24 protein-coding genes and 1 tRNA gene are annotated in these 24,621 nt (G+C 62.5%); 17 read left to right on the top strand and 8 right to left on the bottom strand.

Going from position 1 to position 24,621, the window contains the following annotated elements; translation table 11 throughout:
• Positions 1 to 249 precede the first annotated feature (249 nt).
• On the top strand, positions 250 to 717 hold the full coding sequence (locus tag PJL15_RS20125; protein ID WP_281452911.1) for a hypothetical protein: 468 nt from the start codon (positions 250 to 252) through the stop codon (positions 715 to 717).
• 41 nt (positions 718 to 758) lie between these two features.
• On the opposite strand, the gene PJL15_RS20120 is transcribed toward PJL15_RS20125, so the two are convergent.
• A complete protein-coding gene (locus tag PJL15_RS20120; RefSeq protein WP_281452910.1) occupies positions 759 to 2,318 on the bottom strand; it encodes a glycoside hydrolase family 32 protein in 1,560 nt (519 codons plus the stop codon).
• 326 nt (positions 2,319 to 2,644) lie between these two features.
• On the opposite strand from PJL15_RS20120, the gene PJL15_RS20115 reads away from it, so the two are divergent.
• The 7 genes from PJL15_RS20115 (at position 2,645) to PJL15_RS20085 (ending at position 10,124) form a co-directional block, all read left to right on the top strand.
• Positions 2,645 to 4,081, top strand: coding sequence for a GH32 C-terminal domain-containing protein (locus PJL15_RS20115; RefSeq protein WP_281452909.1), 1,437 nt, complete (start codon positions 2,645 to 2,647; stop codon positions 4,079 to 4,081).
• A gap of 46 nt (positions 4,082 to 4,127) precedes the next feature.
• On the top strand, positions 4,128 to 5,465 hold the full coding sequence (locus tag PJL15_RS20110; RefSeq protein ID WP_281452908.1) for an ABC transporter substrate-binding protein: 1,338 nt from the start codon (positions 4,128 to 4,130) through the stop codon (positions 5,463 to 5,465).
• Positions 5,466 to 5,512: 47 nt separating this feature from the next.
• Positions 5,513 to 6,394 (top strand): carbohydrate ABC transporter permease, encoded by an 882-nt coding sequence (locus PJL15_RS20105; protein WP_281452907.1) that lies wholly within the window; start codon positions 5,513 to 5,515, stop codon positions 6,392 to 6,394.
• Complete coding sequence (locus PJL15_RS20100) at positions 6,391 to 7,296, top strand: carbohydrate ABC transporter permease (RefSeq protein WP_281452906.1); 906 nt, start codon at positions 6,391 to 6,393, stop codon at positions 7,294 to 7,296. The genes PJL15_RS20105 and PJL15_RS20100 overlap by 4 nt, the downstream gene beginning before the upstream one ends.
• Before the next feature lie 38 nt (positions 7,297 to 7,334).
• A complete protein-coding gene (locus tag PJL15_RS20095) occupies positions 7,335 to 8,408 on the top strand; it encodes a LacI family DNA-binding transcriptional regulator (RefSeq protein ID WP_281452905.1) in 1,074 nt (357 codons plus the stop codon).
• A gap of 97 nt (positions 8,409 to 8,505) precedes the next feature.
• The gene (locus PJL15_RS20090) at positions 8,506 to 9,399 is read left to right on the top strand and encodes a glucose 1-dehydrogenase (protein WP_281452904.1); all 894 of its coding nucleotides are present in this window, start codon (positions 8,506 to 8,508) and stop codon (positions 9,397 to 9,399) included.
• Between the two features lie 335 nt (positions 9,400 to 9,734).
• A complete protein-coding gene (locus PJL15_RS20085; RefSeq protein ID WP_281452903.1) occupies positions 9,735 to 10,124 on the top strand; it encodes a response regulator transcription factor in 390 nt (129 codons plus the stop codon).
• A gap of 26 nt (positions 10,125 to 10,150) precedes the next feature.
• On the opposite strand, the gene PJL15_RS20080 is transcribed toward PJL15_RS20085, so the two are convergent.
• Both PJL15_RS20080 and PJL15_RS20075 read right to left on the bottom strand, forming a co-directional pair.
• The gene (locus PJL15_RS20080; protein ID WP_281452902.1) at positions 10,151 to 10,609 is read right to left on the bottom strand and encodes a Clp protease N-terminal domain-containing protein; all 459 of its coding nucleotides are present in this window, start codon (positions 10,607 to 10,609) and stop codon (positions 10,151 to 10,153) included.
• Positions 10,610 to 10,617: 8 nt separating this feature from the next.
• A complete protein-coding gene (locus PJL15_RS20075) occupies positions 10,618 to 10,821 on the bottom strand; it encodes a helix-turn-helix domain-containing protein (RefSeq protein ID WP_281452901.1) in 204 nt (67 codons plus the stop codon).
• 95 nt (positions 10,822 to 10,916) lie between these two features.
• Here PJL15_RS20075 and PJL15_RS20070 point away from each other — a divergent pair, with 95 nt between their 5' ends.
• Genes PJL15_RS20070 through PJL15_RS20060 form a run of 3 tightly spaced genes read left to right on the top strand, consistent with a single transcriptional unit; the run spans position 10,917 to position 12,152 of the window.
• On the top strand, positions 10,917 to 11,204 hold the full coding sequence (locus tag PJL15_RS20070; RefSeq protein ID WP_281452900.1) for a hypothetical protein: 288 nt from the start codon (positions 10,917 to 10,919) through the stop codon (positions 11,202 to 11,204).
• A gap of 4 nt (positions 11,205 to 11,208) precedes the next feature.
• Positions 11,209 to 11,739: a DUF2306 domain-containing protein gene (locus tag PJL15_RS20065; RefSeq protein WP_281452899.1), complete on the top strand. Its 531-nt coding sequence runs from the start codon at positions 11,209 to 11,211 to the stop codon at positions 11,737 to 11,739.
• 29 nt (positions 11,740 to 11,768) lie between these two features.
• Positions 11,769 to 12,152 carry a DUF1801 domain-containing protein gene (locus PJL15_RS20060; RefSeq protein ID WP_281452898.1) on the top strand — a complete coding sequence of 128 codons (384 nt, stop codon included), beginning with the start codon at positions 11,769 to 11,771 and terminating at the stop codon, positions 12,150 to 12,152.
• 224 nt (positions 12,153 to 12,376) lie between these two features.
• Here the strand turns inward: PJL15_RS20060 and PJL15_RS20055 are convergent, their stop codons facing one another.
• Positions 12,377 to 12,841: a DUF3806 domain-containing protein gene (locus tag PJL15_RS20055; protein WP_281452897.1), complete on the bottom strand. Its 465-nt coding sequence runs from the start codon at positions 12,839 to 12,841 to the stop codon at positions 12,377 to 12,379.
• A gap of 179 nt (positions 12,842 to 13,020) precedes the next feature.
• Here PJL15_RS20055 and PJL15_RS20050 point away from each other — a divergent pair, with 179 nt between their 5' ends.
• Positions 13,021 to 14,232, top strand: a complete 1,212-nt coding sequence (locus PJL15_RS20050; RefSeq protein WP_281452896.1) for a Fic family protein — start codon at positions 13,021 to 13,023, stop codon at positions 14,230 to 14,232.
• Between the two features lie 76 nt (positions 14,233 to 14,308).
• Here PJL15_RS20050 and PJL15_RS20045 read toward each other — a convergent pair.
• Together PJL15_RS20045 and PJL15_RS20040 are read right to left on the bottom strand one after the other, a co-directional pair.
• A tRNA-Thr gene (locus tag PJL15_RS20045) sits at positions 14,309 to 14,385 on the bottom strand.
• Positions 14,386 to 14,581: 196 nt separating this feature from the next.
• Complete coding sequence (locus PJL15_RS20040; RefSeq protein ID WP_281452895.1) at positions 14,582 to 15,460, bottom strand: DsbA family protein; 879 nt, start codon at positions 15,458 to 15,460, stop codon at positions 14,582 to 14,584.
• Between the two features lie 176 nt (positions 15,461 to 15,636).
• Here PJL15_RS20040 and PJL15_RS20035 point away from each other — a divergent pair, with 176 nt between their 5' ends.
• From PJL15_RS20035 to PJL15_RS20015, 5 genes are all read left to right on the top strand, one after another.
• Positions 15,637 to 17,136, top strand: a complete 1,500-nt coding sequence (locus PJL15_RS20035; RefSeq protein WP_281452894.1) for an alpha,alpha-trehalose-phosphate synthase (UDP-forming) — start codon at positions 15,637 to 15,639, stop codon at positions 17,134 to 17,136.
• A complete protein-coding gene (gene otsB / locus PJL15_RS20030) occupies positions 17,126 to 17,923 on the top strand; it encodes a trehalose-phosphatase (protein ID WP_281452893.1) in 798 nt (265 codons plus the stop codon). The genes PJL15_RS20035 and otsB overlap by 11 nt, the downstream gene beginning before the upstream one ends.
• A 206-nt stretch (positions 17,924 to 18,129) precedes the next feature.
• On the top strand, positions 18,130 to 19,212 hold the full coding sequence (locus PJL15_RS20025; RefSeq protein ID WP_281452892.1) for an ABC transporter ATP-binding protein: 1,083 nt from the start codon (positions 18,130 to 18,132) through the stop codon (positions 19,210 to 19,212).
• A gap of 88 nt (positions 19,213 to 19,300) precedes the next feature.
• Complete coding sequence (locus tag PJL15_RS20020) at positions 19,301 to 20,887, top strand: beta-N-acetylhexosaminidase (protein ID WP_281452891.1); 1,587 nt, start codon at positions 19,301 to 19,303, stop codon at positions 20,885 to 20,887.
• Positions 20,884 to 22,299, top strand: coding sequence for a DUF4032 domain-containing protein (locus PJL15_RS20015; RefSeq protein ID WP_281452890.1), 1,416 nt, complete (start codon positions 20,884 to 20,886; stop codon positions 22,297 to 22,299). Before PJL15_RS20020 ends, PJL15_RS20015 begins: the two co-directional genes overlap by 4 nt.
• 9 nt (positions 22,300 to 22,308) lie before the next feature.
• Here the strand turns inward: PJL15_RS20015 and PJL15_RS20010 are convergent, their stop codons facing one another.
• The gene (locus PJL15_RS20010; RefSeq protein ID WP_281452889.1) at positions 22,309 to 23,064 is read right to left on the bottom strand and encodes a GntR family transcriptional regulator; all 756 of its coding nucleotides are present in this window, start codon (positions 23,062 to 23,064) and stop codon (positions 22,309 to 22,311) included.
• Positions 23,045 to 24,571, bottom strand: a complete 1,527-nt coding sequence (locus tag PJL15_RS20005; RefSeq protein ID WP_281452888.1) for a chlorohydrolase family protein — start codon at positions 24,569 to 24,571, stop codon at positions 23,045 to 23,047. Before PJL15_RS20005 ends, PJL15_RS20010 begins: the two co-directional genes overlap by 20 nt.
• Positions 24,572 to 24,621 lie beyond the last annotated feature (50 nt).

The raw sequence follows: 24,621 nt of genomic DNA, 5'->3' as shown, positions 1-24,621 counted from the left end.
CCTCCACCAAAACCGACAACCTCAAAGTCACCACCGCCTTCCCCACCACCGCGGACAACACCTTCCAAGGCGCAACCTCCACCATCGCCTTCGCCTTCACCGGCACCCAACGCACCGAAACCACCAAATAGGCAAAACCAACCAAAAGCCCCGGGAACCGGCCCGTTTGCCCTTCAGGCCGGTTCCCGGCCATTCCCCTGCCGCCATTCCTGGCAATCCACACCATCGAAACGGAAGTGACGACGAATCATGCGGGTCAAGTTCATCCTCTGGCGGGCGCCGGCCATCATTCTGGCCGTCCTGCTGATGCTGATGGGCTTTGCACTATCGCCGGCCCAGGCGCAGTTCAACGACGTCGAAAGCGCCGGCATGCCGGTAGCCGCGGCCAAGATCCAGGCGCCGGCTGCCACCGCTGTTTCGGTCACCAAGAGCTGCGACTCATTCTTGTGGTTCGGCCAGGCGAAGATCAGCGTCGGGAGCTACCCGGTCATTACGTACGCAAACTACTACGAGCTCAAGGTCATTGATCCCGACGGAGTGGTTCAGTTCACCGGTGATATGAGCAAGTCGTCCGGCCGCTCCTATAGTTCTGGAGTCCAGGGAGTTGGGAACCTTAGCGGTACGTGGACTTACCAGATCCGCGGCTACTACAAGGTCCCCAACTCCACCAACAGCTGGGCAGGGCAGCCCCTCACCGGCACGCTGAACTGTCCCTGATCCACCACGCTGAGTCCCCTAAGGGTGCGGACGGGGAGCGGCTAGATCGGGTTGCCGAACTCGCGGATTGTTATCCCCGTGAAGTTCGCCGGGCCGCCGTCGGCGTAAAGGGAAATCCCTGTGTCGCCGTCCGCGAAATGCACTTGCTGCGAAACAACGCTGTGCCCGGCGTTCACAAAGACCTCCACGCTCTGCTTATCCACGAATATGCGGAGGTGGACTGATCGGGCATTGGCATCAATCGGTGCGGCGGCGCGGGTATATGGCACCAGCGAGTATCCAGCCGCATCTGAGGGCGCCCGGTCTACATAGAGGTCCCCGCCGTACTTGCCGATGTTGGTGTGCCGCGATCCGTCTGCGGAACGTCCCACGGATACTCCGACATTCGCTGCGGTATCCCACGCGATATCCAGTTCCAGCTCGTAGGCCCGCCCATTCCATGGCAGGACGACACTGCCGTTGACGGTCTGGTTCGGAAGTGTGGTGGTAGCTGTGACGTACCCCGTGAGCGCACTCACGGGGCTGCTCAGCAGGGAGTACCAGCCCCCTCCCTGCTTCTCCAGGCGAAGTTCACGTGTAATGGAGTTCTGCCCGTTGTAGCCATCCGACGCATCGGTGGGAACGTCGCGGGCCGCGTACTTCCAGTTGTTCATCCATGCCGTCGCCAGCCGCTTGGTTTCGGGCGCATCCACCGACGGCCACGTCACGCCGGCATACCAATCCCAGCCCCAGTCGAGCCACTGGGGAGTGAGGTTGTCCGCCACAAAGGAAGTGCCGTTCCAGGTCCCCATCCAGTAGGCATAGGTCATGGGCAACCCGATGCTGTAGGCATCCATGCTCGCCGCAAAAACCAAGTGCCGTGTGCCATCGCCTGCGGTCATTTCAAACAAGTCCGGGCACTCGATTCCGCCCAACGCATGGTTGGGATAGTCGAAGTTCGACTTCCATTCCCAGTTCCGGAGATTGGTGGAGGTGTAGAAGGCGGCGTACCTGGCTCGGCCAATGACGCACACCCATTCGCTGCGTACGGCGTCCCAGTGGATTTTGGGGTCGCGGAACCACTCGGCGTTTTCGACCTCTGCCGGCGTGGTGGCAGCACGGCCGTCGGTGTTCACGATCACCGGATCCGGGAGGGCCGTGAAGGTGTAGCCACCGTCGGTGGACCAATAGAGGTACTGCTCCTGGTACTTCCGGATTCCGTCAGTCGGCTTGGTAGCCAGTACGACGACGGCTCCGGCACCAAAGCCTGCCGTGTTGGCTGTATCCACTACCCCTGAGCCGGACCATACGGGGAAGTTCGGTTGGAGGGGCAGGACGGCTCCGTGGTGGGTGAAGGACACTCCGTCCGTGGTGGTCGCGTGGTCCCATCCGCCTTGGCCGTTGTTGATACTGGAGTGCAGGTAGTACAGCTGGTAGCCGCCGTTCGTGTTCACCGGCCGCTGTGGATCACACAGCCATCCCGATGGTGGGGTCATGTGATAGACCGCCCGCTGGGAAGTGGAAGCATGGGCGGGGCCAGTAGCGGCGCCACCCATCAGCAGGGCCAAGGCCCCGGCTCCGGTACCTTGCAGGATCGTTCGTCGTGAGAATTCGGGCGTCATGAAGCGGTTTCCTCTCAAGCATTCATTGGTTGAGAACGCGATGGCAGCGCGGACACAGCAGTACATCCGGGCACGCCAAAGTGCGCCATCAAAGGAGCTGGATTACTTCGTCCGTTGGGCGCGACCAGTGTGTCCGCTCGGCGTCGAGGGGACGCGGGTGTGCCCTAGGTAAGCAAGGACGTTAGCGACATCAAGAGCCATTGGTCAAGCGTTTTAGCGTAGAAAAGTTCCGCGAAAATTAACTTTGCTAAAACGCTTGATCAAGCGGATTCGCGGTGCTAGCTTTCAAGTGATCAAACGCTTTAGCAGAATGGACATCAGCGCAGATGAAACGCTCAGTCTTCTTCCAACCCGCCGACGGCTGGGTTGGCGACCTTATCCCCTTCGAGAAGGATGGGGAGTTTTGGCTCTTCTATCTCCACGAAGTACGCTCAGACCCCAAACCAGGGACGTCATGGAACCTCATTACCACCAAGGACCTCACGCAGTTTGAGGACCACGGGGTAGCCCTCCCCCACGGAACCACCGCCGAACTGGACTTCAACGCCTACACGGGCAGCGTCGTCGTCGACGAATCCGGCGTCCACCACCTGTTCTACACCGGCCAGAACCCGCGCAACCTGGGTGCCGATGGCGTGCCTCTCCAACTGGTGATGCACGCCACCAGCATCGATGGCATGCAGAGCTGGACCAAGCATCCAGAACTGACGTTCGGAGCTCCGGATGGCTACGAGTCCGGGGACTGGCGGGACCCGTTCGTCTTCCGCGACGAAGCCAAGGGCCATTGGCGGATGCTGCTCGCGGCCCGGCATTCCACGGGCCCCGAACGGCGCCGGGGAGTCATTGCCCAATGCATCTCCACGGACCTGATGACCTGGGAGCACACCGAACCCTTCTGGGATCCGCGCCGCTACATCACGCACGAATGCCCGGACGTCTTCCAATGGGGCGAATGGTGGTACATGGTGTACTCCGAGTTTTCGGAATCCTTCACCACGCGGTACCGGATGGCGAAAAGCCCGGATGGTCCCTGGACCGTACCCAACCTGGACACGATCGACGGCCGGGCGTTCTACGCATCCAAAACTGCTGAACGCGATGGACGGCGCTTCTTCTTCGGCTGGATCGCCAGCAAAGAAGGCAACAGGGACCACGGGCCCTGGGAATGGGCCGGCACCATGTCCGTCCTGGAAGCACGGCAGAATCCGGACGGCACCCTCGCATTCTCCTTCGCGGACGAACTCGTGGAGAGCTTCTGGGAGGACGTGCCGGCGTCCCTGGCAGCCGAATTGCCGGTGTCGCTGGACGTACCGGACGGCTATACCGCAGTGGTCTCGCAGGAGGAACTCCCCACGCAGTTCTACGCAAAAGCGGTCCTGGACATCGCACCCGACACCACCGAATGCGGACTGCTCCTGCGATCAAGCCAGGACGGCGACCATTCGTACATCCTGCGCCTGGAGCCCAAGCGCAACCGCCTCGTCTTCGACCGATGGCCCCGCGCCATCACCGGAGACGCGCAGTGGCACGTGTCCGGCGACGTTCCCTTCGACATCGAACTGGAGCGGCCCTGCAACCTCGCCCCCGGCGAGCACAGCCTTGAGGTGATCGTCGACGGCGACACTTGCGTCGCCGTCGTCGACCGCCAGGTTGCGCTCAGCGCCAGGATCTACGACCTGACGACGGGACGGATCGGCGTCTTCGCCGGCGAAGGTTCCGTCACCGTCACTGAGCTTGAAATCCGTCAACGCACCGAAAACTAAACCACCCCAACCCCAACCTCTGTTCCAATCAAGGGAGATTGCCGCAATGAAAAAACTACTCCGCGCTGCCGCCGTCGCCGCTGCAGCTGCCCTGGCATTGACAGCTTGCGGCGGTGGAGGAAACACCGCCGACCCTGCCAACGTCAGCCCCACCGGTGAGATCAAACCCCGCGAAATTTCCTGGCTGCTCTCCAGGCCCGCCGACGGCGCAGTCATCAACATCATGAAGAAGCTCGCCGATGACTATGCAAAGGACCACCCCGGCTTCGCGCTGAACCTCATCACCACCCCGGACCGGCCGTCGTACATCCAGAAGCTCGAAACACTGGCCGCAGCCAACAAACTCCCTGAGCTCTTCGACACCGACGCCACTCCGTTCGCCCAGCAACTGGCAAAGCAAGGCAAGATGGTGGACGCCGACAAGCTGCTGAAGTCCTTGAATCTCTACGACAATTACCGCCCTGGAGCCTTGGACTACCAACGGTTCGACGACGGTTCGCTCTACATGATTCCGTTCCAATTCGAGCTGGAATTCGTTTGGTACAACAAGGCCCTCCTGGAAAAGGCCGGGGTTTCCGTCCCGAAGTCCCTGGACGACATCCCGGCTATGTGCACGTCTTTGAGGAATGCCGGAATCACTCCGATCGCCATCGACGGGCAGGACCAGTGGCCCTTGGAACGCTACGTTGCGTACCAGCCGTTCAGGGAGGCCGGCCCTGACTTCGTCCAGAAATTGAAGAAGGGTGATGCCTCGTTCTCGGATGCTGCCGGCCAAAAGACGGTGGAGTGGATGGCCTCGCTCGGCAAGGCCAACTGCTTCCAGGACGGATTCTCTTCACAGGGATATTCGGATGCCCAGAACCAGTTCACGTCCGGCCAGGCGGCCATGTACAACATTGGAACGTGGGAACTTCCGAGCCTGGCCACGGACAAGCTGAATCCCGCGGTCCGGGACAACATCGATTTCTTCACCTTGCCCACCACCGCGGGGTCGGTAACGTCGGCCAATGAGTTCGTCTCACCGTCCGGCATTGGCATGGCTGTGAACTCCAAGACCTACGATCCGCTGGTAAGCGACTTCCTCAAGTTCGCCTTGGAGAAGTACCCGGCCGAGTACGCGGCTACCGGCGCGCTGTCCCCCACCACCAATGTGCAGACCACCGTCCCCGCCAACGCAACGCCGCTCTATAAGAAAGCCCTGGAGACGGCCAACGACCTTGGGGACAAGCAGGCCATGCCATGGGATACGCAGTTGGACCCCACCACCAACGGCAGGCTCCAACAAGAGCTGGTGCTGCTGGTCCAAGGCGACATCACGCCTGAACAGTTCACCACCACGATGAACGACGCCATCAAGCAGAACGCGCCCAAGTTCTTCAAGTAAACGTAGCAGCGGGGGGTCGCAAGGCCCCCCGCCCGAAAGGCCCTGCCATGCTTCCCAACCGGTCAAGGACGTCCGTCCTGGTCTTCCTGCTCCCGCCGCTGCTGCTCTACTGCGCAGCAGTGCTCTTCCCCATCCTGCAATCGTTGTTCCTCAGCTTCTTCTCCTGGAACGGCATCAGCGACATGGAGTTCGTCGGACTCCAGAACTACATCCGGATGCTCACCGCTGATGACGTTTTCTGGCGCTCCTTCTTCAATGCCCTCCTCTACCTGGCCATCTGCCTGGTCCTGCAACTCGGTGGCGCCCTGGTTGTCGCCAGCCTTTTGACCTCCCTGCGCCGCGGCCGGGAGCTCATCAAAACCCTCTACCTGCTGCCCGCCGTCATCTCCACCGTGGCGATTGCCTTCCTGTTCGTCCGCATCTACTCGATCGATCCCGTAGGGCTGCTCAACCAGCTCCTTCACTGGGTGGGACTGGGTTCCCTTGAACGGGCCTGGCTATCCGACGTGAACACGGTGCTGGCCGCGGTGTCCGCCCCCGAGGGATGGCGTTTCACCGGGCTCTACATGCTCATCATCTACGCGGCCCTGATCGCCGTTCCCAAGGAATTGGAAGAAGCCGCAGTCCTGGATGGCGCATCGAAGTGGACGCTCTTCACCAAGATCCGCTTTCCGTACATCCGGCCTGTCTGGATCACCACCACCATCATGGCCACCACCTACGGGCTGCGCGGCTTCGACATCCCCTACCTCATGACCAACGGCGGCCCCGGACAGTCCTCCGAGCTGCTCACCACCTACATGTACAAGACGGCCTTCACCAGCACTGACTTTGGCTACGCAAGCACCATCTCCGTGTTCATCGTGATCGAGTGCCTCGTCGCCGTCGGCCTCATTCTCTTCATGCTCAAGCGGAAGGCAGACTCATGATCGCCCAAACAGCCCCGGCCACCCAGTCACCGGCGGTCCCGCCGTCGTCGGCTGCGCCCAAGCGGCGACGCCGCAAGCCGAGCCTGTACCGGACGCTTTCGCGGGTCCTGATCATGCTCATCGTCATCGTCCAGGTGTACCCGCTGGCCTGGCTGTTCCTCACCAGCCTCCGCACGGAACAGGACTTCGCAACCGGAGACCCCTTCGCCCTGCCAAGTTCATTGACGTGGGAGAACTACGCGCGGGCCTTTGAAACGGGCGATCTTGGCCGGAACATCCTGAACAGTTTCATCGTCACCATGGGCGCCAACCTGCTCATTGTCCTGTTCGGCATGATGGCCGCCTACGCCATCCAGGTCCTGGGCTTCCGTTTGAGCAGGTTTGTCAGGGGCTTGTTCCTGGTGGGAATCATCGTTCCTGTCCAGATCGCGCTGGTCCCGTTGTTCATTGACTACTCCACCGTGAACCTCCTGGACACCTACCAGTCGATGATCATTCCTTTGGCCGGGTTTGCGCTGCCCATGTCCATCTATCTGTTCTCGTCGTTCTTTGAGTACATTCCCCGGGAAACGTATGAGGCGGCCTCGCTTGACGGCGCCGGCCCTTACCGGATCTTCGGACTGATTACCTTGCCGTTGTCGCTGAATACGGTTGTCACCGTGGTTCTGGTCAACAGCATTTTCATCTGGAACGACTTCATTTTCGCCAATACCTTTGTCCTCTCCGAGGATCTCAAGACGATCCCGCTGGGCCTGCAGAACTACATCGGTGCCATGGGCAAAGTGGACTGGACGGCCACGTTCGCTGCCGTCTGCGTGACCATCACACCGTTGCTGCTGGTTTTCCTGGTGCTGAACAAGGCCATGATCCAGGGCCTTGAGAGCGGGGCGACGAAGGGATGACGGCGACTGCAGATGGATATACTCCTGATGGAGGACAGATGATTTCGCAGGAGAAAAATTCAGGCAGCGCGGCCGACGTTCCAATCACTACCGACCGCGCCCATCCGGTCACCCTCCGTGAAGTTGCTGAAGCAGCCGGTGTTTCAACGGCCACAGTGTCTCTGGTCATCAACAAAAAGAAGAACGCCCGTATCGCCGATGAGACCCGCCGACGCGTGCAGGAGGCCATCCGGCGCCTGGGGTACCGGCCCAACGCGATGGCAAAGAACCTGGTCAGCGGGACGTCCAAGTTCATCGGTCTCGTTGCCGACGGCGTAGCGACTACCCCGTTCGCCGGCCAGATCATTCATGGCGCGCAGGACGAAGCATGGAAACACGGCTACGCCCTGCTGATCGCCAACACAGAGGGCAACGTGGACCTGGAAAAGGACGCCATCGCCATGATGCTTGAGTACAAGGTCCGCGGCATCCTCTACTCGACCTGGTTCCACCGGGCTACCGAGATTCCCGCAACCCTGCGTGAGTCCGATTTCGTGCTGGTCAATTGCTTCTCGCCGGATTCGTTGACATCCCGCGCAGTGGTGCCGGACGAGGCACAGGGCGGGAAGTCGGCCACGGAAATTCTGTTGCGCGGCGGCCATCGCCGCATCGCGTTCATCAACACCACAACCCCTGCTCCGGCCAAGGATGGACGACTTAAGGGCTACATGGATGCGCTGGAAGCTGAGGGAATTGCGTTCGATCCCGAGCTGGTGTTGGAGGCCTACCCGGACCAGGAGGGTGGCTACGGCGCTACGGAGGACTTGCTCAAGCTCAACGTTTCCGCCGTTTACTGCTACAACGACCGCATGGCAATGGGCCTCTACGACGGCCTCCGGGAGCACGGACTGGCCATCCCCGACGACATCGCCGTAGTGGGTTTCGATAACCAGGAAGTCATCGCCGCGCACCTTCGGCCGCCACTGTCCACAGTGTCCCTGCCCCACTATGAACTCGGCGCAGCAGGAGTCCGCTTGCTGCTGGGCCTGGACCAGGCCGACGTCGAGGGCCCCGTGAAAATCGCCTGCCCTGCCGTTGAGCGGGCGTCCGTGGCGGTCCACTCAGCCGCCTGATACGTCTGGTTTGGCATAGGCGCCTCCACATGCCTAGGCTGGAATCATAAGCTTACTTAGCTTTTGTTTTCCATGCCGAAGCAACCGGAGGACCACCATGACTGACCAGTACACCTTCCGCAACCCGGTCACTGCCTACGAGCAGATCTCCCCGCCAAAGCAACACCAGCCCGAGCCCGGCCTCGACGCCGAACTGACGCCCAAGGCCGACCTCGGCGAAGACAGTTACCGCGGTACCGGAAGACTTGAGGGACGCAAAGCGATCGTCACCGGCGCGGACTCGGGAATCGGCGCAGCCACCGCCATCGCCTTCGCCCGCGAGGGGGCCGACGTCGTGCTTTCCTACCTTCCCGAGGAAGAAGAGGACGCCGCACGGGTCGCAGGACTCATTGAGGCCGCAGGCCGCAAGGCCGTAAAAGTCCCCGGCGACCTCAAAGACTCCGCAACCTGCCAGGAAGTGGTGGACACCGCCGTCGCGGTTTTGGGCGGCGTTGACATCCTGGTCAACAACGCCGGCAAGCAGGTCGCCCAGAAGGACCTCGCCGACATCACGGACGAGCAGTTCGACCACACCCAGAAAACCAACGTGTACGCGATGTTCTGGCTGACAAAGGCCGCGCTCCCCCACATGCCCGCCGGCTCCACGATCATCAACACCACCTCCATCCAGGCGTACAACCCATCACCCACACTGGTGGACTACGCCACCACCAAAGCGAGCATCAACAACTTCACCAAGGGACTCGCGCAGCAACTCGCGCCAAAGGGCATCCGCGTCAACGCCGTTGCACCCGGACCCATCTGGACCCCGCTGCAGGTCAGCAGCGGCCAGCCCAAAGAGGAACTCCCCGAGTTCGGCCAGTCCACGCCCTTGGGCCGCGCCGGCCAACCGGCGGAACTGGCTCCGGCCTACGTGTTCCTGGCGTCACCCGAATCCAGCTACGTCGTAGGAGAGACGCTCAACGTCAACGGCGGCAGCCCCACGCCGTAGCGCAACCTGGAGAAGTACGACGGCGACGCCTCCACACGCTGGGGGGGTCGCCGTCGTCGTCCCAGCCGCGTAGCCCTCGCGTCAGGGCCGGACGGCACTTCTGGGAGATGCCTCCGGCCCTGCGCCGCGGATCCGATGGGCAGCACCGGCCGACGAGGGGGGTCATGGGCCGTTGCTTGGATCCGCTGTATCCAGTACAGGCCCGACCACGGGGAATGACACGAGTAGTTTGTACTCGTTTTTTACTCCTCGGCGAGGGCGCGCTACTTGCCACTGCCCTGCCTGCGAACCTTTAGAGCAGGCTTGCCTCTAGACTGGCCCTGAAGGGGGCCCATATGACTTCACGAGGCATCTGCGTCGTCATCGAAGACGACAACGACATCCGCGACCTCATCGACCTGATCCTTAGCGCTGAAGGATTCGAGGTCCACGCGTTTGAAACGGGTACGGAAGGCGTGATGGCCGCCGAACGGCTGAACCCGACCCTGATTACCCTTGACGTGGGCCTTCCGGACATGGACGGCCGCGAGGCGGCGAGGCTCGTTGCCGCCGTGTCCCCGGCGCCGATCCTGATGATCACGGCGTTCGCCGAACGGGACGATGAACTCCACGGCATCGCCTCCGGCGCTTCGGCCTACCTGGTCAAGCCGTTCCGGCCCCAGCAGCTTCGGGAAGTCGCGCAGGGGATGGTTCCCCAAGAGCTGGCAACCATCCCACCTGCGTAGCGGGTGTCAGGGTTCTGCCTGCCGGCCTAGCGGGACAACAGCCGAGCGCGAACGGCCGTGCGGTCCACTTTGAGCTCCTGGAAAAGGGCAGACACGGGGTCGTGCTCCTCTCGCTCCAGCAGCGAAATCAGGAGGCTCGACGCTGTGATCTTCCGCGATTTTTGATCGACGGCAAATTTCACCATTGAAGCCATGACCTCTTTGGCCCCGGAACTGAAGGGCGGCTTCCTCCCGAGGGTTGGCATGGCTGCCCGCACAAGGTCTTTGCTTTCGAAGCCGATTGCTTTCAACGCAGCGGAATCCAAGCGTGCTGCGGCCTTCCGCGCATCCTCCAAGGAAACACCCAGCGCCTCGGCCGGACCGCGTTCGTGGAGGGCCCCCAGAAGCAGGTGCTCGGTTCCCAGCCGTTTGTCGCCCAGACTGCGCGCTTCTTCCATGGCATACCCAACAATCCGGCGGGTGTCCTGCGTAAATTGCTCAAACATGGCTCAACTCATTCCCTGTATTTAGCGTGCACCGATTGCCGGGAAACACCCAAGGCGTCACCGATCTGTTCCCACGTCCAGCCTTGCTCACGGGCCGCCCGGACATGGACTGCCTCCACCTGTTCGGCCAGGCGATGGAGGGCGCCCACGGCCCGCAATCCAACTGCGGGGCTGGTGGAGTGGATCTGCTCGGACAGTTCTTCGGCTTCCATACGTGTCAGGCTAGATTGACAGGTGCTCCTTTGTCAATGCAGACTGACAGGGTTCTTCTTGCGGGGCTGGATACTCTTCTCGACTAGACTCACCTGTGAGGACGGATTGGGGGATCCACGACGACGCACAATCGTCGTTCCGCTGGTCAGTCGAAGCCAGCAAGCAAAGGATCCCTGTGGCCTTCTTCCAGGATTTCCCCGTACCGACACCACCGCAACGCGGCCGCCAAGTCCGGCTCGTTCCACCGCCGTGGTCCGGAGCGCAATGGCCTGAACTCGGTATCGAGGAAAACTCATTGATTCTCGACGGCGGACAACTCAGGTCCGCCGCGGCAAGAGCCAAGGAGTTCTGGCCGGCCGATTACCCCGGCTCGGCAGGCTGACCCCATGCCCTCTCCCTGGACCTTCCTCATCGCCCTGCACGCCATCGCTGCGGGCTACGCATTGATCTTCGGCGCAGTGAACCTGCTCCGCCGCAACAAGGGAACCACAGCTCACAAGATCCTTGGACGCATCTGGGCTGTGAGCATGTACATCGTGGTGTTCACGTCCTTCGGAATCCGGACCATCGACGGCGGGTTCAACTGGCTCCACGCACTGTCCGTTCTAACGTTCTGCACCCTGACCCTGGGCTTATGGTCCGTCCGTCGCGGCAATATCCGTGCGCATCAGCGGTTCATGACCGGCAGCTACTTCGGACTCGTAGGTGCGTTCATCGGCGTCGTGGCCGTACCCGCGAGGCGACTGCCGCAGATGGCCGTCCACGACGTCGGCGGACTCGTCCTCTGGGTGGCCGCCCTTGCGCTCACCGCTGGGCTGACCGTGGCCGGGCTGGCGCAGCTGCGCCGGAAGGCTCCGCATTCGGGCAGCCATGCCCAATCACCAGCGCCGGCCGGCAACTCACGCCGGAGCTTGTGACCCGGCTCCGGATGGGGCAATCTGATGGGGTGATCACCTCGAATGTCGATCCCCGAGTTGACGAGTACATCGACCGGCTCCCCAAATGGCAGCAAGCCATCTGCCAACAAGTGCGTTCGATCGTCCGCGAAGCTGATCCCGAGGTAGTCGAGACCATCAAAAGGTCCGTACAGCCATACTTCGTACTCCAGGGCAACATCTGTGCCCTGTTGGCCACTAAAGACCATGTCAACATATTCGTCTATGACCCGACGGTGCCTGATCCACACGGGATTATTAATCAAGGACAGGGCAACGCCACTGCACGAGCAATCCAGGTCTACGACGGGGACGAGATCAACGTGGATGCCCTGCTTGAGATGTTCCGTGCGGTCATCGCAAACAACCGCGCCGGTGGCTGGCGTCGTTTGTAGGCTGCACCCGAGCTACCGCGCGCTGGTTCGTGATCGGGATTGCAGATCCGCATCGCTGACGTATTGAGGTCCGTTGCGGTCTGTCCCCAGCCATCCATGAAGCATGAGCACAAGCGCGGCTCCGGACAATAGCCCGTCAGCTATTCCTCAGCGGCTGTTCGAGTGCCAGCGGCGGCCTATGGGGCCGTTTCCACGACCGAGGTATTCATCGAGGTCCACTGTGGCTAGCCGCGTCCGCCGAAGTGCTTATAGACCGCCCCGGCCAACACCGGAATGAAGTCGCCGTCGTCACCCTGCGCCCATCGTTTCTCGACGGCGTTCAGCGGGTAGACCAATGTGTTGTTCTGCTCGGCGTGCAGCGCCATTTCCCGCCCCAAGGAGTCCTCTGCAATAACCCATCGCAAAGGTGTCGTGCGTACCAGCAGTTCACCGTAAGCGACGCCTGCTGCGTTGCAGTACGGTTCCCGAAGGTCCGCCAGGGTGCCGTCGGGAGATGTCTGCCAGGTTGCGTAAACGAGCTCATAGAACTCAGCCACACTGACCGGGTCCTGAAGATCCACTTCTGCTTGGTCTGCCAGCTTGATGTGGTTCGCCAGAAATGCCTTGTGCTCATCGTTTAGCTCGGAATATACCGGGCTCTCCACGTCCGCGACCGGCGTGGATGCAGTCCTCTTCCTAAAGAATCCCATGTCGCACAGCTAACCAGTTCTCAGCGTCGGATGCCGAATCGGTCCCTCGCAGCAACACGGCTTCAGGTCCAACGAAGGACGTCCGCCAGCAATTAGTCGCTCTGAAGCTCAAAACCTCAAATATTCTCATTCTTATGCGATTATGAGAAAATCAACTCTCGATCTTCTCAAAGGAACCCATGGACGCCGAACCCGAGGTCATCGTGAACCCTGATCGGCCTTGGCCGGCGATTGGCTACGAGGAACACCCGTGGGAAACCGACCCAGACCGGGGAGCATCACGCCGGCAGCGGCTATTGGCCAGGGGGCCCTATGCGGCCGCCGTCGTGCCAGAAATAGCAGAGGTGGACCCCGCCGTTGACTCCCGAACCCAGGCTTTGGCCGAGGCCGCCACGGTGGAGATGGTCCGCTTCGATGCCGAACTGGGTCGTGACACCGCTGCATTCTCGGCGCTGCTGCTGCGCAGCGAATCCGCGTCCAGTTCCCAGATCGAAAACCTGACAGCAGGTGCCCGCAGGATCGCGCTGGCCCAGATAGGCGACACCTCCAGCAAGAACGCCTCGCTGGTAGCCTCCAACGTCAAAGCACTGCAGGCTGCCATAGACCTCTCGGAGGACCTCTCCATAGCGAACATCGCCGTCATGCACCATGCCCTGCTGAACGCCTCCGACAACAGCATCGCAGGGGAGTACCGGGACGCCCAGAACTGGATCCGCGGTAACTCCCCGCACACCGCCGAATTCGTGCCTCCCCACCCCGACCGGGTGCTGCCCGCCATGGAAGACCTGGTCGCTTTTATGAGGCGGGATGACATTCCTGCACTGACCCAAGCGGCAATCGCCCACGCCCAGTTCGAAACCATCCACCCGTTCGCCGACGGTAACGGCCGCACCGGACGGGCCATTGTCAGCGCCCTGCTGAGGGCCAAGGGCGTCACCGAGAACGTCACCGTCCCGGTCTCCTCGGGGTTGCTGACTGACACCGGCCTCTATTTCGATGCCCTGAGTGCCTACCGCGATGGAGCCATCCAGCCGATCGTGGAGCGTTTCGCTGAGTCAGCCGTCCGGGCCGTCGACAACGGCCGGCAGCTGGCCTCGGACATCGAGGCGGCAGAGCAAGGGTACCGGGAGAAGCTTGCCGGCGGCCCACCGTCTGTCCGCAAGGTCCTGGACATCGTGCCCAGGGAACCTGCGCTGACTGCGGAGATGGTCGCGGAGCATACCGAGGCATCCCTGGCCACGGCCTACCGCGCTGTCGAACGGTTGGAGGCAGCGGGAATCCTGGCATCGGCCGGCAAGATCCGCGGCACCCGGGTGTGGGTGGCGCCAGAGATCATCGCGGCCTTGGACGCTTTCGCTGACCGGGCAGGACGCCGGAACAAGCACAAGTAAACGTGCAGTGCCCCGCTAGTCCAGACACGAAAAACCCCTCCATTCGCGGGTAAAATCGCCGGAACGGAGGGGTTCGTGGAGCCCCCTGTCGGATTCGAACCGACGACCCCCGCTTTACAAGAGCGGTGCTCTGGCCAACTGAGCTAAGGAGGCACGCACCGGTAACCCGGAGCAAAGCGCCGAAGAGCGCTAGATAAGGTTAGCCCACACCGTCCCCGTCACGGAAATTCGCGGTAACCAGCCCGAACCGCCGCACAACAACGGCCGGCCACCCCGCAACGCAAGGTAACCGGCCGCCATCGTGATTCCGGACAGGCGTAATTCCGAAAAGCGTAATTCGGAAGGGCGCTTAGCCCTTTGCCGTGATGGCGGTCTGGATCTCGGCGTTCAGGTCGGTGGTACCGTCCCACTGCTTGCCGTCGACGAAGATCGTCGGGGTGCCGGTGATGCCGATTGCCGCAGCTTCCTGTGTGGCAACCTTCACCCATGGACGGTACTGCTTGCTGTCCACGCAAGAGTCAATGTTGGCGGCGCCAACCTCCGTGGCCATGGCCTTGAGGTCCTTGTCCGAGATGCCCGCGCTGCCTTCGGCCGGCTGACGCTCGAAGAGGAGGTTGAAGAAGTCCGCGTATTTGTCCGGCGAGGTGTTCGCTACGCAAGCTGCTGCGTTGGCCGCGCGGGAGGAGTAGTTGGTGGTGGACTGCTGGTCCAGGAACCCGAGTGGGCGGTACTCGAGGGAGATTTTGCCGTCGTTGCGGAGCTTGGTGAGAGCATCGCCGTAGGTGGTCTCGAAGCGCTTGCAGACCGGGCAGATGAAGTCGATGTAGGCAACTACCTTGACCGGCTTGCCGGCCTCGGCTTCGCCGCCGGGCACGGTCACCGTGGCGGGTTTGGTGGCGGGAGCGGAAGGCACGTCGGCCACGTTGACCGAGGCCGGCTCGGACTTCACAACTTCGCTGCCTGCCAGCAGCGTGACGCCGCCGTGGACGTTGCCGTTGGCCGGCGTCGGACCCTGATCGGCAATCGGCGCGTTGTTCTGGACGCCGCCGACAACCACGGCCGCGATGATACCGATGATGACGACAATGGCGACCACGATGCCCCAGCCGATCAGAAGCTTGTTGCGCTTCTCCTTCTTCAACTGTTCTTCGCGGATTGCCCGCGCTTTCTCCCGTGCCTGGGCGGTGCGTTCAGCCTTTGACAGGCGGGATTCGTTTGCGGGGCTCATCAGTTCCTCGGGTTACTCGACGTCGTAGTGAATAGCTAGGGCAACGGGGACAGTTTACGGGAGCCAACTTGGAGCTCCACCGCACACCCTCCCGCCCGGTTGTTGAACGATCAACCGCCCGTGAAGATTCCGCTAGTAGGCTGGGAGTTGAGTCACAGCAACCCCAGGGAGCATTAATGCAGGAACCGGCAAGCGAAAAACTCACGACCGATCAGGGCACACGGTCCTCCCGGACCAAGAAGCCCACGGCGAGCAAGTTCGAGTTCATGGTGGTCTCCAACAGACTGCCCGTGGACCGCTGCAGCGACGCCGACGACGACGGCGGTGACGGCTGGCGCCGCTCCCCCGGCGGTTTGGTCACTGCACTGGCGCCCATGATGACCAAGTCCGACGGCGCGTGGGTGGGCTGGCATGGCGCCCCCGACGAGACAGTGCGCCCGTTCAGCCATGAAGGCATGGACCTGGTCCCGGTCCAATTGAGCAGCCATGAAGTGGAGCTGTACTACGAGGGCTTCTCCAACGCGACCATCTGGCCGCTCTACCACGACGTCATTGCGCCGCCGGAATTCCACCGAACGTGGTGGGATTCCTACCGCACCGTGAACAAGAAATTCGCCGACGCCGTCATCCGCCACGCTGCCGACGGCGCCACCGTCTGGGTTCAGGATTACCAACTCCAGCTGGTCCCCCGCCTGCTCCGCGAGGCACGCCCGGACCTCAAGATCGGCTTCTTCAACCACATCCCCTTCCCCCCGCCGGAGATCTTCGCGCAGCTTCCCTGGCGCCGTGAAATCATCGACGGCTTGCTGGGGGCCGACCTCCTGGGCTTCCAGCGGCCCAGCGATGCCGGCAACTTCATGCGCTCGGCCCGCCGCTTCCTGGGTGCCAGCGTCAAGCAGCAGCAAGTCCACGTAAAGGGCCCGGACGGCGAAGTCACGCACATCGCCAGGGCCCAGGCCTTCCCGATTTCCATCGATGTGGACCAAATCCGCGAACTGGCCTCAAATCCGGAGATCATCGAGCGCGCCAAGCAGATCCGCAAGGACCTTGGAGATCCCAAGACGATCCTCTTGGGAGTTGACCGCTTGGATTACACCAAGGGAATCGGCCACCGCCTGAAGGCCTTCGAAGAACTCCTGGCGGACGGCCAGATCAAGGTCGAAGACGCCACCCTCATCCAGGTGGCCAGCCCCAGCCGCGAGCGAGTGGAGCAGTACCGCCTCCTGCGCGAGGAGATCGAAGGCACGGTTGGCCACATCAACGGCACCTACGACACCATCCAGAACACGGCGGTGCGCTACCTGCACCACAGCTACCCCGTGGAGGAAATGGTGGCCCTCTACCTCGCGGCGGATGTCATGTTGGTGACGGCCTTGCGCGACGGCATGAACCTTGTGGCCAAGGAATACGTCACGGCCCGTTCCGAGGACGACGGCGCGTTGGTCTTGAGCGAGTTCGCCGGCGCTGCCGACCAGCTCAAGCAGGCATTCCTTATCAACCCGCACGATATCGATGGCCTCAAGTCCGCCATCCTGCGTGCCGTGAACCTCCCACCCAAGGAAGCCCGCCGGCGCATGAAGCTGATGCGCAAGCAAATCCTGGACCACGACGTCGATTACTGGTCAGCAGCATTCCTTGCCGCCCTTGAAGAGAAGGTGGTCCGCGATGACAGCTGAGGACCTGTCCTTGACGCCGGAGTTGCTGGACGCCGTCCGCCGCATCTCCACCACTGAACACTTGCTGGTGGCGCTCGATTTCGACGGAACCCTGTCCCCGATCGTCGATAGCGCCGAGGACGCGCGGCCCCTTCCGAGGTCGGCCACGGCCTTGGCGAGCCTCGCCGAACTGCCACGCACGACGACGGCACTCATCTCGGGCAGGGCCCTGGACAGCCTGCGGTTGGTCGCCTCTCCCCCTGCGGACACGCTGTTGATCGGTAGCCACGGAGCCGAGGTATGGCTGGGCGAGGGATCCTTGGGCCTGGAACTGGACGAGGAGCAGCGGAAGAAACTGGCCGCAGTCCGCGAGGTCCTGGCCGAGATTGTGAACATCGCTCCTGGAACAGTTCTGGAAGACAAACCCGCCGGAGTGGTCCTCCACACCCGGATGGCTGACGACGACGTGGCTGAAGACGCCGTCGAGGCCGCCACCCGGGTCCTGCGCGAACATCCCGGGGTGTACCTGAAGACGGGCAAGCGTGTGCTGGAAACGTCGGTGGTCCATGCTTCCAAGGGCGAAGCTGTGGAGTTCCTGCGCCAGGCGACAGGTGCCACGGCCATCCTGTTTGCCGGCGATGACGTCACTGATGAGGACGCACTGGGCAGGCTGATGGGCGATGACGTTGGCATCAAAGTCGGTCTTGATTTCACCCAGGCGCAGTACCGCGTGGAGGCTCCCGTTCACGTGGCCGAGTTGTTGGAAGCGCTCCTGCGGGAGCGGCGCAGGGTCACCGCCGAGGCGTAGCCAGTGATCAGCGCAACATGTGATGTTCGTAACATTTAGGTAGTTAGTCAAAAAGTCTGACATACTCTTGGTTGTGATGTGACGCACAGTACCGTGCGGCGTCATACGATCCTCCCCGGCCTTGGGCCGGGGAGTTCAACTGAAGAAAATGAACCATTCACAACGGATCGTCCGGCACGTACCTGCCGGTGAAGGGATTGATAACTGTGGCTACAGTTACTTTTGATAACGCTACGCGTCTGTACCCGGGCACAGATAAGCCCGCCGTCGATAAGCTCAACATCGACATCGCCGATGGCGAATTCCTGGTCCTCGTTGGACCCTCCGGTTGCGGTAAGTCCACCTCCCTGCGCATGCTCGCAGGTCTTGAGGATGTGAACGCCGGCCGCATTCTGATCGGTGACCGCGACGTCACGGATGTTCCGCCGAAGGACCGCGACATCGCAATGGTCTTCCAGAACTACGCCCTGTACCCGCACATGACCGTTGCGGACAACATGGGCTTCGCACTGAAGATCGCCGGCGTCTCCAAGGAAGAGCGCGCCGAGCGTGTTCGCGAAGCCGCCAAGCTTCTTGACCTCGAGCAGTACCTGGACCGCAAGCCGAAGGCACTCTCCGGTGGTCAGCGCCAGCGTGTTGCCATGGGCCGTGCAATCGTCCGAAACCCGCAGGTCTTCCTCATGGATGAGCCGCTTTCCAACCTTGACGCCAAGCTCCGCGTCCAGACCCGTACGCAGATCGCGTCCCTGACCCGCCGCCTCGGCGTCACCACGGTTTACGTGACGCACGACCAGGTCGAGGCAATGACCATGGGTGACCGCGTTGCAGTCCTCAAGGACGGCCTTCTGCAGCAGGTTGACACCCCGCGCAACCTCTACGACAAGCCGAAGAACGTCTTCGTTGCAGGCTTCATTGGCTCCCCGGCCATGAACCTGCTGGAACTGCCGGTTGTCGACGGCGGCGTCCAGTTCGGTGGCACGATCTACCCCGTGCCGCGCGACGTGCTCCAGGAAGCTTCCGGCCAGACCGTCACGGTCGGTTCCCGCCCGGAAGACCTCGAGACCGTCGGCAACGGCGAAGGCCTCCAGGTCGAGGTTGACGTTGTTGAAGAACTCGGCGCCGACGCATACGTCTACGGCCACACCACCCTTGATGGCAAGAGCCACGACATCGTCGCCCGCGTCGATGGCCGTCGTCCTCCGATGAAGGGCGAGTCCATCTTCGTACGTCCGCAGTCCGGCCACGTGCACCTGTTCGACACCAAGACGGGCCTGCGCCTGGGCGACTAATCACGTCTGCACGTTCCGCATGTGATGGCGGCCCGACCCTTCCGGTCGGGCCGTTATCACGTTAACCCAACTCCTGCGAAAGAACGGCATGAACACCACGGACAACCTCATCCCACGGCCCTCCCACGTTGCACTTCAGGACAGCCCGGCCTTCACGCTCTCCCCCGCGGCCAGGATCGCTACCAGCGGTTCCGCGGTGGAGCTCGCGGGGCAGCTGGGCGCGCTGCTGCGCAACGCAACTGGATATGCGCTGCCCCTCGTTGAAGAATCCCGCCCCGGAGATATTGCGCTGGAGCTTGCGGCGGCGTTCGACGGCGGCCGTGAGGCCTACGCACTGAAGGTCACCGACGCTGGAGTGCGGCTCACTGCTTCCACTCCGGCAGGCCTCTTCAATGGCGTGCAGACGCTCCGACAACTTTTCCCGTCTGCCATCGAGGAAAGCGGACCCGCCGAAAACCGCGCGTGGGTGGTTCCCGCCGTCGAAATTCTGGACGAACCGCGCTTCGCCTACCGCGGCCTCATGCTGGACGTAGCCCGCAACTTCCTCACGGTGGAGGAGGTGAAGGAGCAGATCGACGTCATGACCCAGTTCAAGTTCAATGCCCTCCACCTGCACCTGACCGATGACCAGGGTTGGAGGATCGAGATCCGCCAGCCGGAGCACAATCCTTCCGGACTGGACTATGGCCAGTTGACCGCCGTGGGTGGGCAGGGTGCTGTGGAAGTCGCCACGGCAGTTCCGCCCCGCGGCGCCTCGGGCTTCTATACCCAGCAGGAGTTCAGGGATCTTCAAGCCTATGCCGCTGCGAAAAACGTGGTGGTCATTCCGGAGATCGACCTTCCGGGCCACGTCAATGCCGCCCTGGCAGCCATCCCGCAACTCAACCCGGACGGCGCTGCCAAGGCAATGAGCACCACCGCGGATGTGGGCTGGTCAACGCTGGATGCTTCGCTTCCGGTGACGTACGAGTTCGTCGCCGAGGTCCTGGGCCAGCTTGCCGAAATGACCGTGGGTCCTTACCTGCACATCGGCGGCGACGAGGCCTTGGTTACGGGACACGGGAACTACCTGCAGATGATGCAGGAGTTCGCACGCTTGGCCTCGCTCACGGGAAAGACCGTGGTGGGCTGGAACGAGTACGCCGAGGCAGAGCTTCCAACCGGAGCCGTGGTCCAGTACTGGTTCGGCGAACTCGATGCCACCATCCAGAAGGCTGAGGCAGGCGCCCCCACGGTGATCATGTCCCCTGCAGCCAACACCTATCTGGACCAAAAGTACTCCCCGGACAGTCCCATCGGCCTTGAGTGGGTAAAGGGCGGGCCATTCACCTGGGCCGAGTACTACAACTGGGATCCAGCCCAAGGTGGTTTGAAAGACCAGCAAATCCTGGGCATCGAAGGCCCGCTCTGGACCGAAACAGTGCGCAACAACCAACAGGCACAATGGCTGCTGTATCCACGGGCCATCTCCTTGGCGGAAGTCGCTTGGTCCGGTCAGGAAGTCCGCAACGCCGGTGACTTCCGACGTCGGCTGGGCGCCTTTGGTGAGCGCCTCGCCAAGCAGGGGGTCGCTTTCCAGGAGGCCCCCGACGTCGAATGGTCGGCATCGCCGGCCAACCCCTTCACGGCGCCGGGTGCACCGGCCCCGTCCGAGTACGGAACAATTGAGGCATGAGCGAGCAAAACGAAGCCCAGTGGCACGACGAACCCACCGACTACGGGCAGATCGGCAAGCTCCCCCGGACCGAGGCTGCCAGCGCACAGGATGGTGCCCCTCCGGCGAGCGTCATCGGTTCGCTGAACATTACGGCGGCCACTGCGGATCCGGAATTGCTGGACCTGCCCTGGCACATCGCCCTGGAGGACTGGCCCGCTGAGAACCTCGCCGCGCTTCCCCGCGGTATTTCCCGGCACATTGTCCGTTTCGCGCATTTGGGCGGTTCGGTGATCGCCATCAAGGAAACCTCGGAGCACGTGGCCCGCCACGAGTACCACATGCTGCGCAAGCTGGCCCGCCTGGACGTCCCCTGCGTGGAGCCGGTTGCCGTCATTACCGGCCGCACCACTGTGGATGGCAGGCCACTCAACCCGGTGCTGGTGACCCGGCACTTGAAGTTCTCCATGCCCTACCGCGCCCTGTTCTCCCAGATGCTGCGCAAGGACACCCTGACCCGGCTTATTGATGCCCAGGCTCTTTTGCTGGTCCGGCTGCACCTGATCGGCTTCTACTGGGGCGACGTCTCGCTGTCCAACACGTTGTTCCGCCGCGACGCCGGCGCGTTCGCCGCCTACCTGGTGGATGCTGAGACCGGTGAGCTTTACCCGGACCTGTCCATGGGCCAGCGTGAATACGACCTTGAGATTGCTCGCGTGAACATCGCCGGTGAGCTGATGGACCTGCTCGATGGCGGGCTCATCGAGGAGAAGGTGGACCCTGTGGCCACCAGCGAGCTGATCATGGGCAGTTACCGCCGGCTCTGGACCGAACTGACCGAGAAGGAGTCCTTCGAACTGGGCGAACGCTGGCGCGTTGGAGCCCGCATCCGGCGCCTCAACGAGCTCGGCTTCGACGTGGAGGAATACGCCATCAAGACCACGGCGGACGGCTCCACCATCCAGCTCCAGCCCAAAGTTGTCGACGCCGGCCATCACCAGCGGCGCTTGCTGCGCCTGACGGGCCTGGACGCCCAGGAGAACCAGGCGCGAAGGCTCCTGAACGACATGGACCAGTTCCGGGCGGACAACAACCCGGACCTGGACGAGGAAATCAGCGCCCACATCTGGGTCAGCCAGATCTTCGAACCCATTGTCCGTTCCATCCCGCGGCACCTCGCCGGAAAGCTGGAGCCCGCGGAAGTGGTGCACGAGGTCCTGGAACACCGCTGGTACATGAGCCAGAAGCAGGACAGGTACGTGCCTTTGGCTGAAACAGTCCAGTCCTACCTGGACACCGTGCTGCAGCACCGTCGCGACGAGGCAGCGATCATGCTGAACCCGGACACGGAGCTGCTCAAGATCCTTGAGGTCGAGGTGGAGGAGTCCGGCCGGTACGACGACGAGGATGAGTACCCGGACGCGGACGACTAACTACTGCTACTAGGGTTCCAGGGTCTCCGCGAGCCCGGCCAGGACGGGCTCGCGGCCCAACTCGATGTGCGAGTAGGCAAGGGAGTAGGCCAGGTCCGGTTTTCCCGCAAGGATCGCATTGCACAGCTCGGTGTGTTCGTCGCGTTGAAGTTCATTGCTGCGGTTGTGCGTGAGCCCGAAGATCCAGCGCATCCGCCCGAACAGCGGTTTGACGGACTCGACAAGGAGCCGGTTCCCTGACAGGCGCACGATTTCGGCGTGAAGTTCGGCACTGATCAAGGCAACATCCTCAGTGCGCTCATCATCGATGGCGGCGTTGGAGGCCTCCATGAGTTCTTCCAGCCGGCCGCCGTCCTTTCCCTCCGCAACCCGGGTAGCGGCCATCCGGGCAGCGAACGTTTCCAGGCACAGGCGGATGTCGAAGAGCTCGTTGACGTCGGTCAGGGTCAGTTGGCGCACCACCGCACCACGCCGCGGGAAAGTTGCAACGAAGCCGTCCTGTTCCAGTCGCTGGATGGCTTCCCGCACCGGGATGCGGGAGACGTTGTAGACCTCCGAGAGTTCGCGCTCACGGAGCCGTGCGCCCTGCGCATACTTACCTGTGACAATGCCTTCGAGCACCAGTTGGTAGACGTTCTCCGCCCGGGCCTCGTCATCGCGGCCATTCCCGGTTTCCGGCGTCGCCTCAGCCACTGTGGAACTTCCCTTCATCCCTGCGTCCGCTCCCGGTGCCGGGCGGCGCCGGTCAGCGTTCCAACCGAGCATACACGGGAGGAAACAGCTCATCGGCAGGACGGTTCCTGACGTCACGTTCGCTGTAGGCACGGCGCATCTTGTGGAACAATTCCTGTCCCTTGGCCCGCCAGAATTCCAGGTCCACACCTTCGATCACGCCGTCGGCCATCACCGTCCGGCCGGCGACCACTGACAGCACTGCCTGGCGGGCCGTCCCGTTCAGGAGCAGGGTCCTCAGCGGGTCCTCGTGGACGCCGTCGCGGATGTCCCCCAGGGAAAAGGCCACAAGGTCGGCCTGGGCGCCTGGCTCAAGCCGGCCCAGGTCCGGGCGCCTCAACGCCCGCGCACCTCCCACGGTGGCGGCGTCGAAGTATCCGGCGACATCACCGGCGTCGTTCCTGCCCGCGAGGATCTTGCCGAGCTGGACGCCGGCGTCGATTCCCCGGATGAGGTCCGGCGGGAACGAGTCCGTGCCCAAGGAGATGTTGATTCCGGCTTCCTTGTACGCGGCGAAGGAGTCCAGCGTGCTCCCGTAGCGCATGGAGGTCAGGGGGCAGTGGATGATGCTGGCACCGCTGCCTGCCAATCGGGCGAGGTCGCCACGGTCCTCGCCATGCACCACGGGGTTCCTGTCTGTGTAGGTGGCATGCGGGATGAGGAGCCGTTCATTGAGCAGGCCAACCTGGTCCAGGAGTTCAAGCGGCGTCAGGCCATGCCAGTCCAGGATGAGCTGGCGCTCCACAAGCCCCTGGAGTGAGTGCAGGCGCACCAGCACGTCCCGTTCGGCGGATGCCACAGCGGTGGCTTTGAGCAACTCGAGGTCCAGTGTCTCAATGCGGCACGGGAGCAGGACTCCGTTGACCAGCGGATCGTCCAGATCCTTCGCGTAGTCAATGAAGCGCAAGGCATCGGCGAGCCCGTCCCGGCCGCGGTCGGGGTCGAACATCACTGAGCGTTCGCCGTCCTCCAACACGACGTTTACGCCGGAGCGATAGGCGGGGCCAAGATAGCCCCGCAGGCCCAGCCGCCGGCTGGTTTCCGCCATGCCCACCAGTTCCTGAAACGGCTCAGCCCATTCTGAGTGCACCTCGGAGGCAATGGGCATGTAGGTGGTGATGCCGTGCAGGACCAGTTGGATGAGGGCGTATTCACGGATCTGCTGGCGCTCATCGTCGGTGAACACGTTGGCGCGGTGGTTCCGGAAATAGTCCTCCGACCACTGGTGGCCCTTGGCCTGCTCCGGACCTGCCCAGCTGTCCAGGATGAGGTGGTCGATGTCGGTGAGGGCGTCCAGGTCGATCAAGCCCGGCATCAGCAGCGCCTCCCCCAGCCGGTGCTCCCCATCCACAGGGCCGGCGTAGTCATGGCCGACGTACTCGATGGTGTGGCCGGAGTAGACCACGCATGCGTCCTCCAGTAACACGTGGCGTCCGTTGTGGTGGCCCAGTACATAGCGGGCGGTGACCTTGGTGGGCACGTCGACTCCTGATTCCCGTCCGGCTGCGGACATTGCGATAACTACTTTCTGGTATTCCAAACAATACATTATTTGTGATTTACATCGCATGAATCCTGCTTTAGGCTATT

Source organism: Paenarthrobacter nitroguajacolicus (assembly GCF_029952445.1).
GTDB classification, from domain to species: domain Bacteria; phylum Actinomycetota; class Actinomycetes; order Actinomycetales; family Micrococcaceae; genus Arthrobacter; species Arthrobacter nitroguajacolicus_B.
Note: the sequence above shows the minus strand (reverse complement) of the source record. Positions and strands in the feature narration are given on the sequence as shown.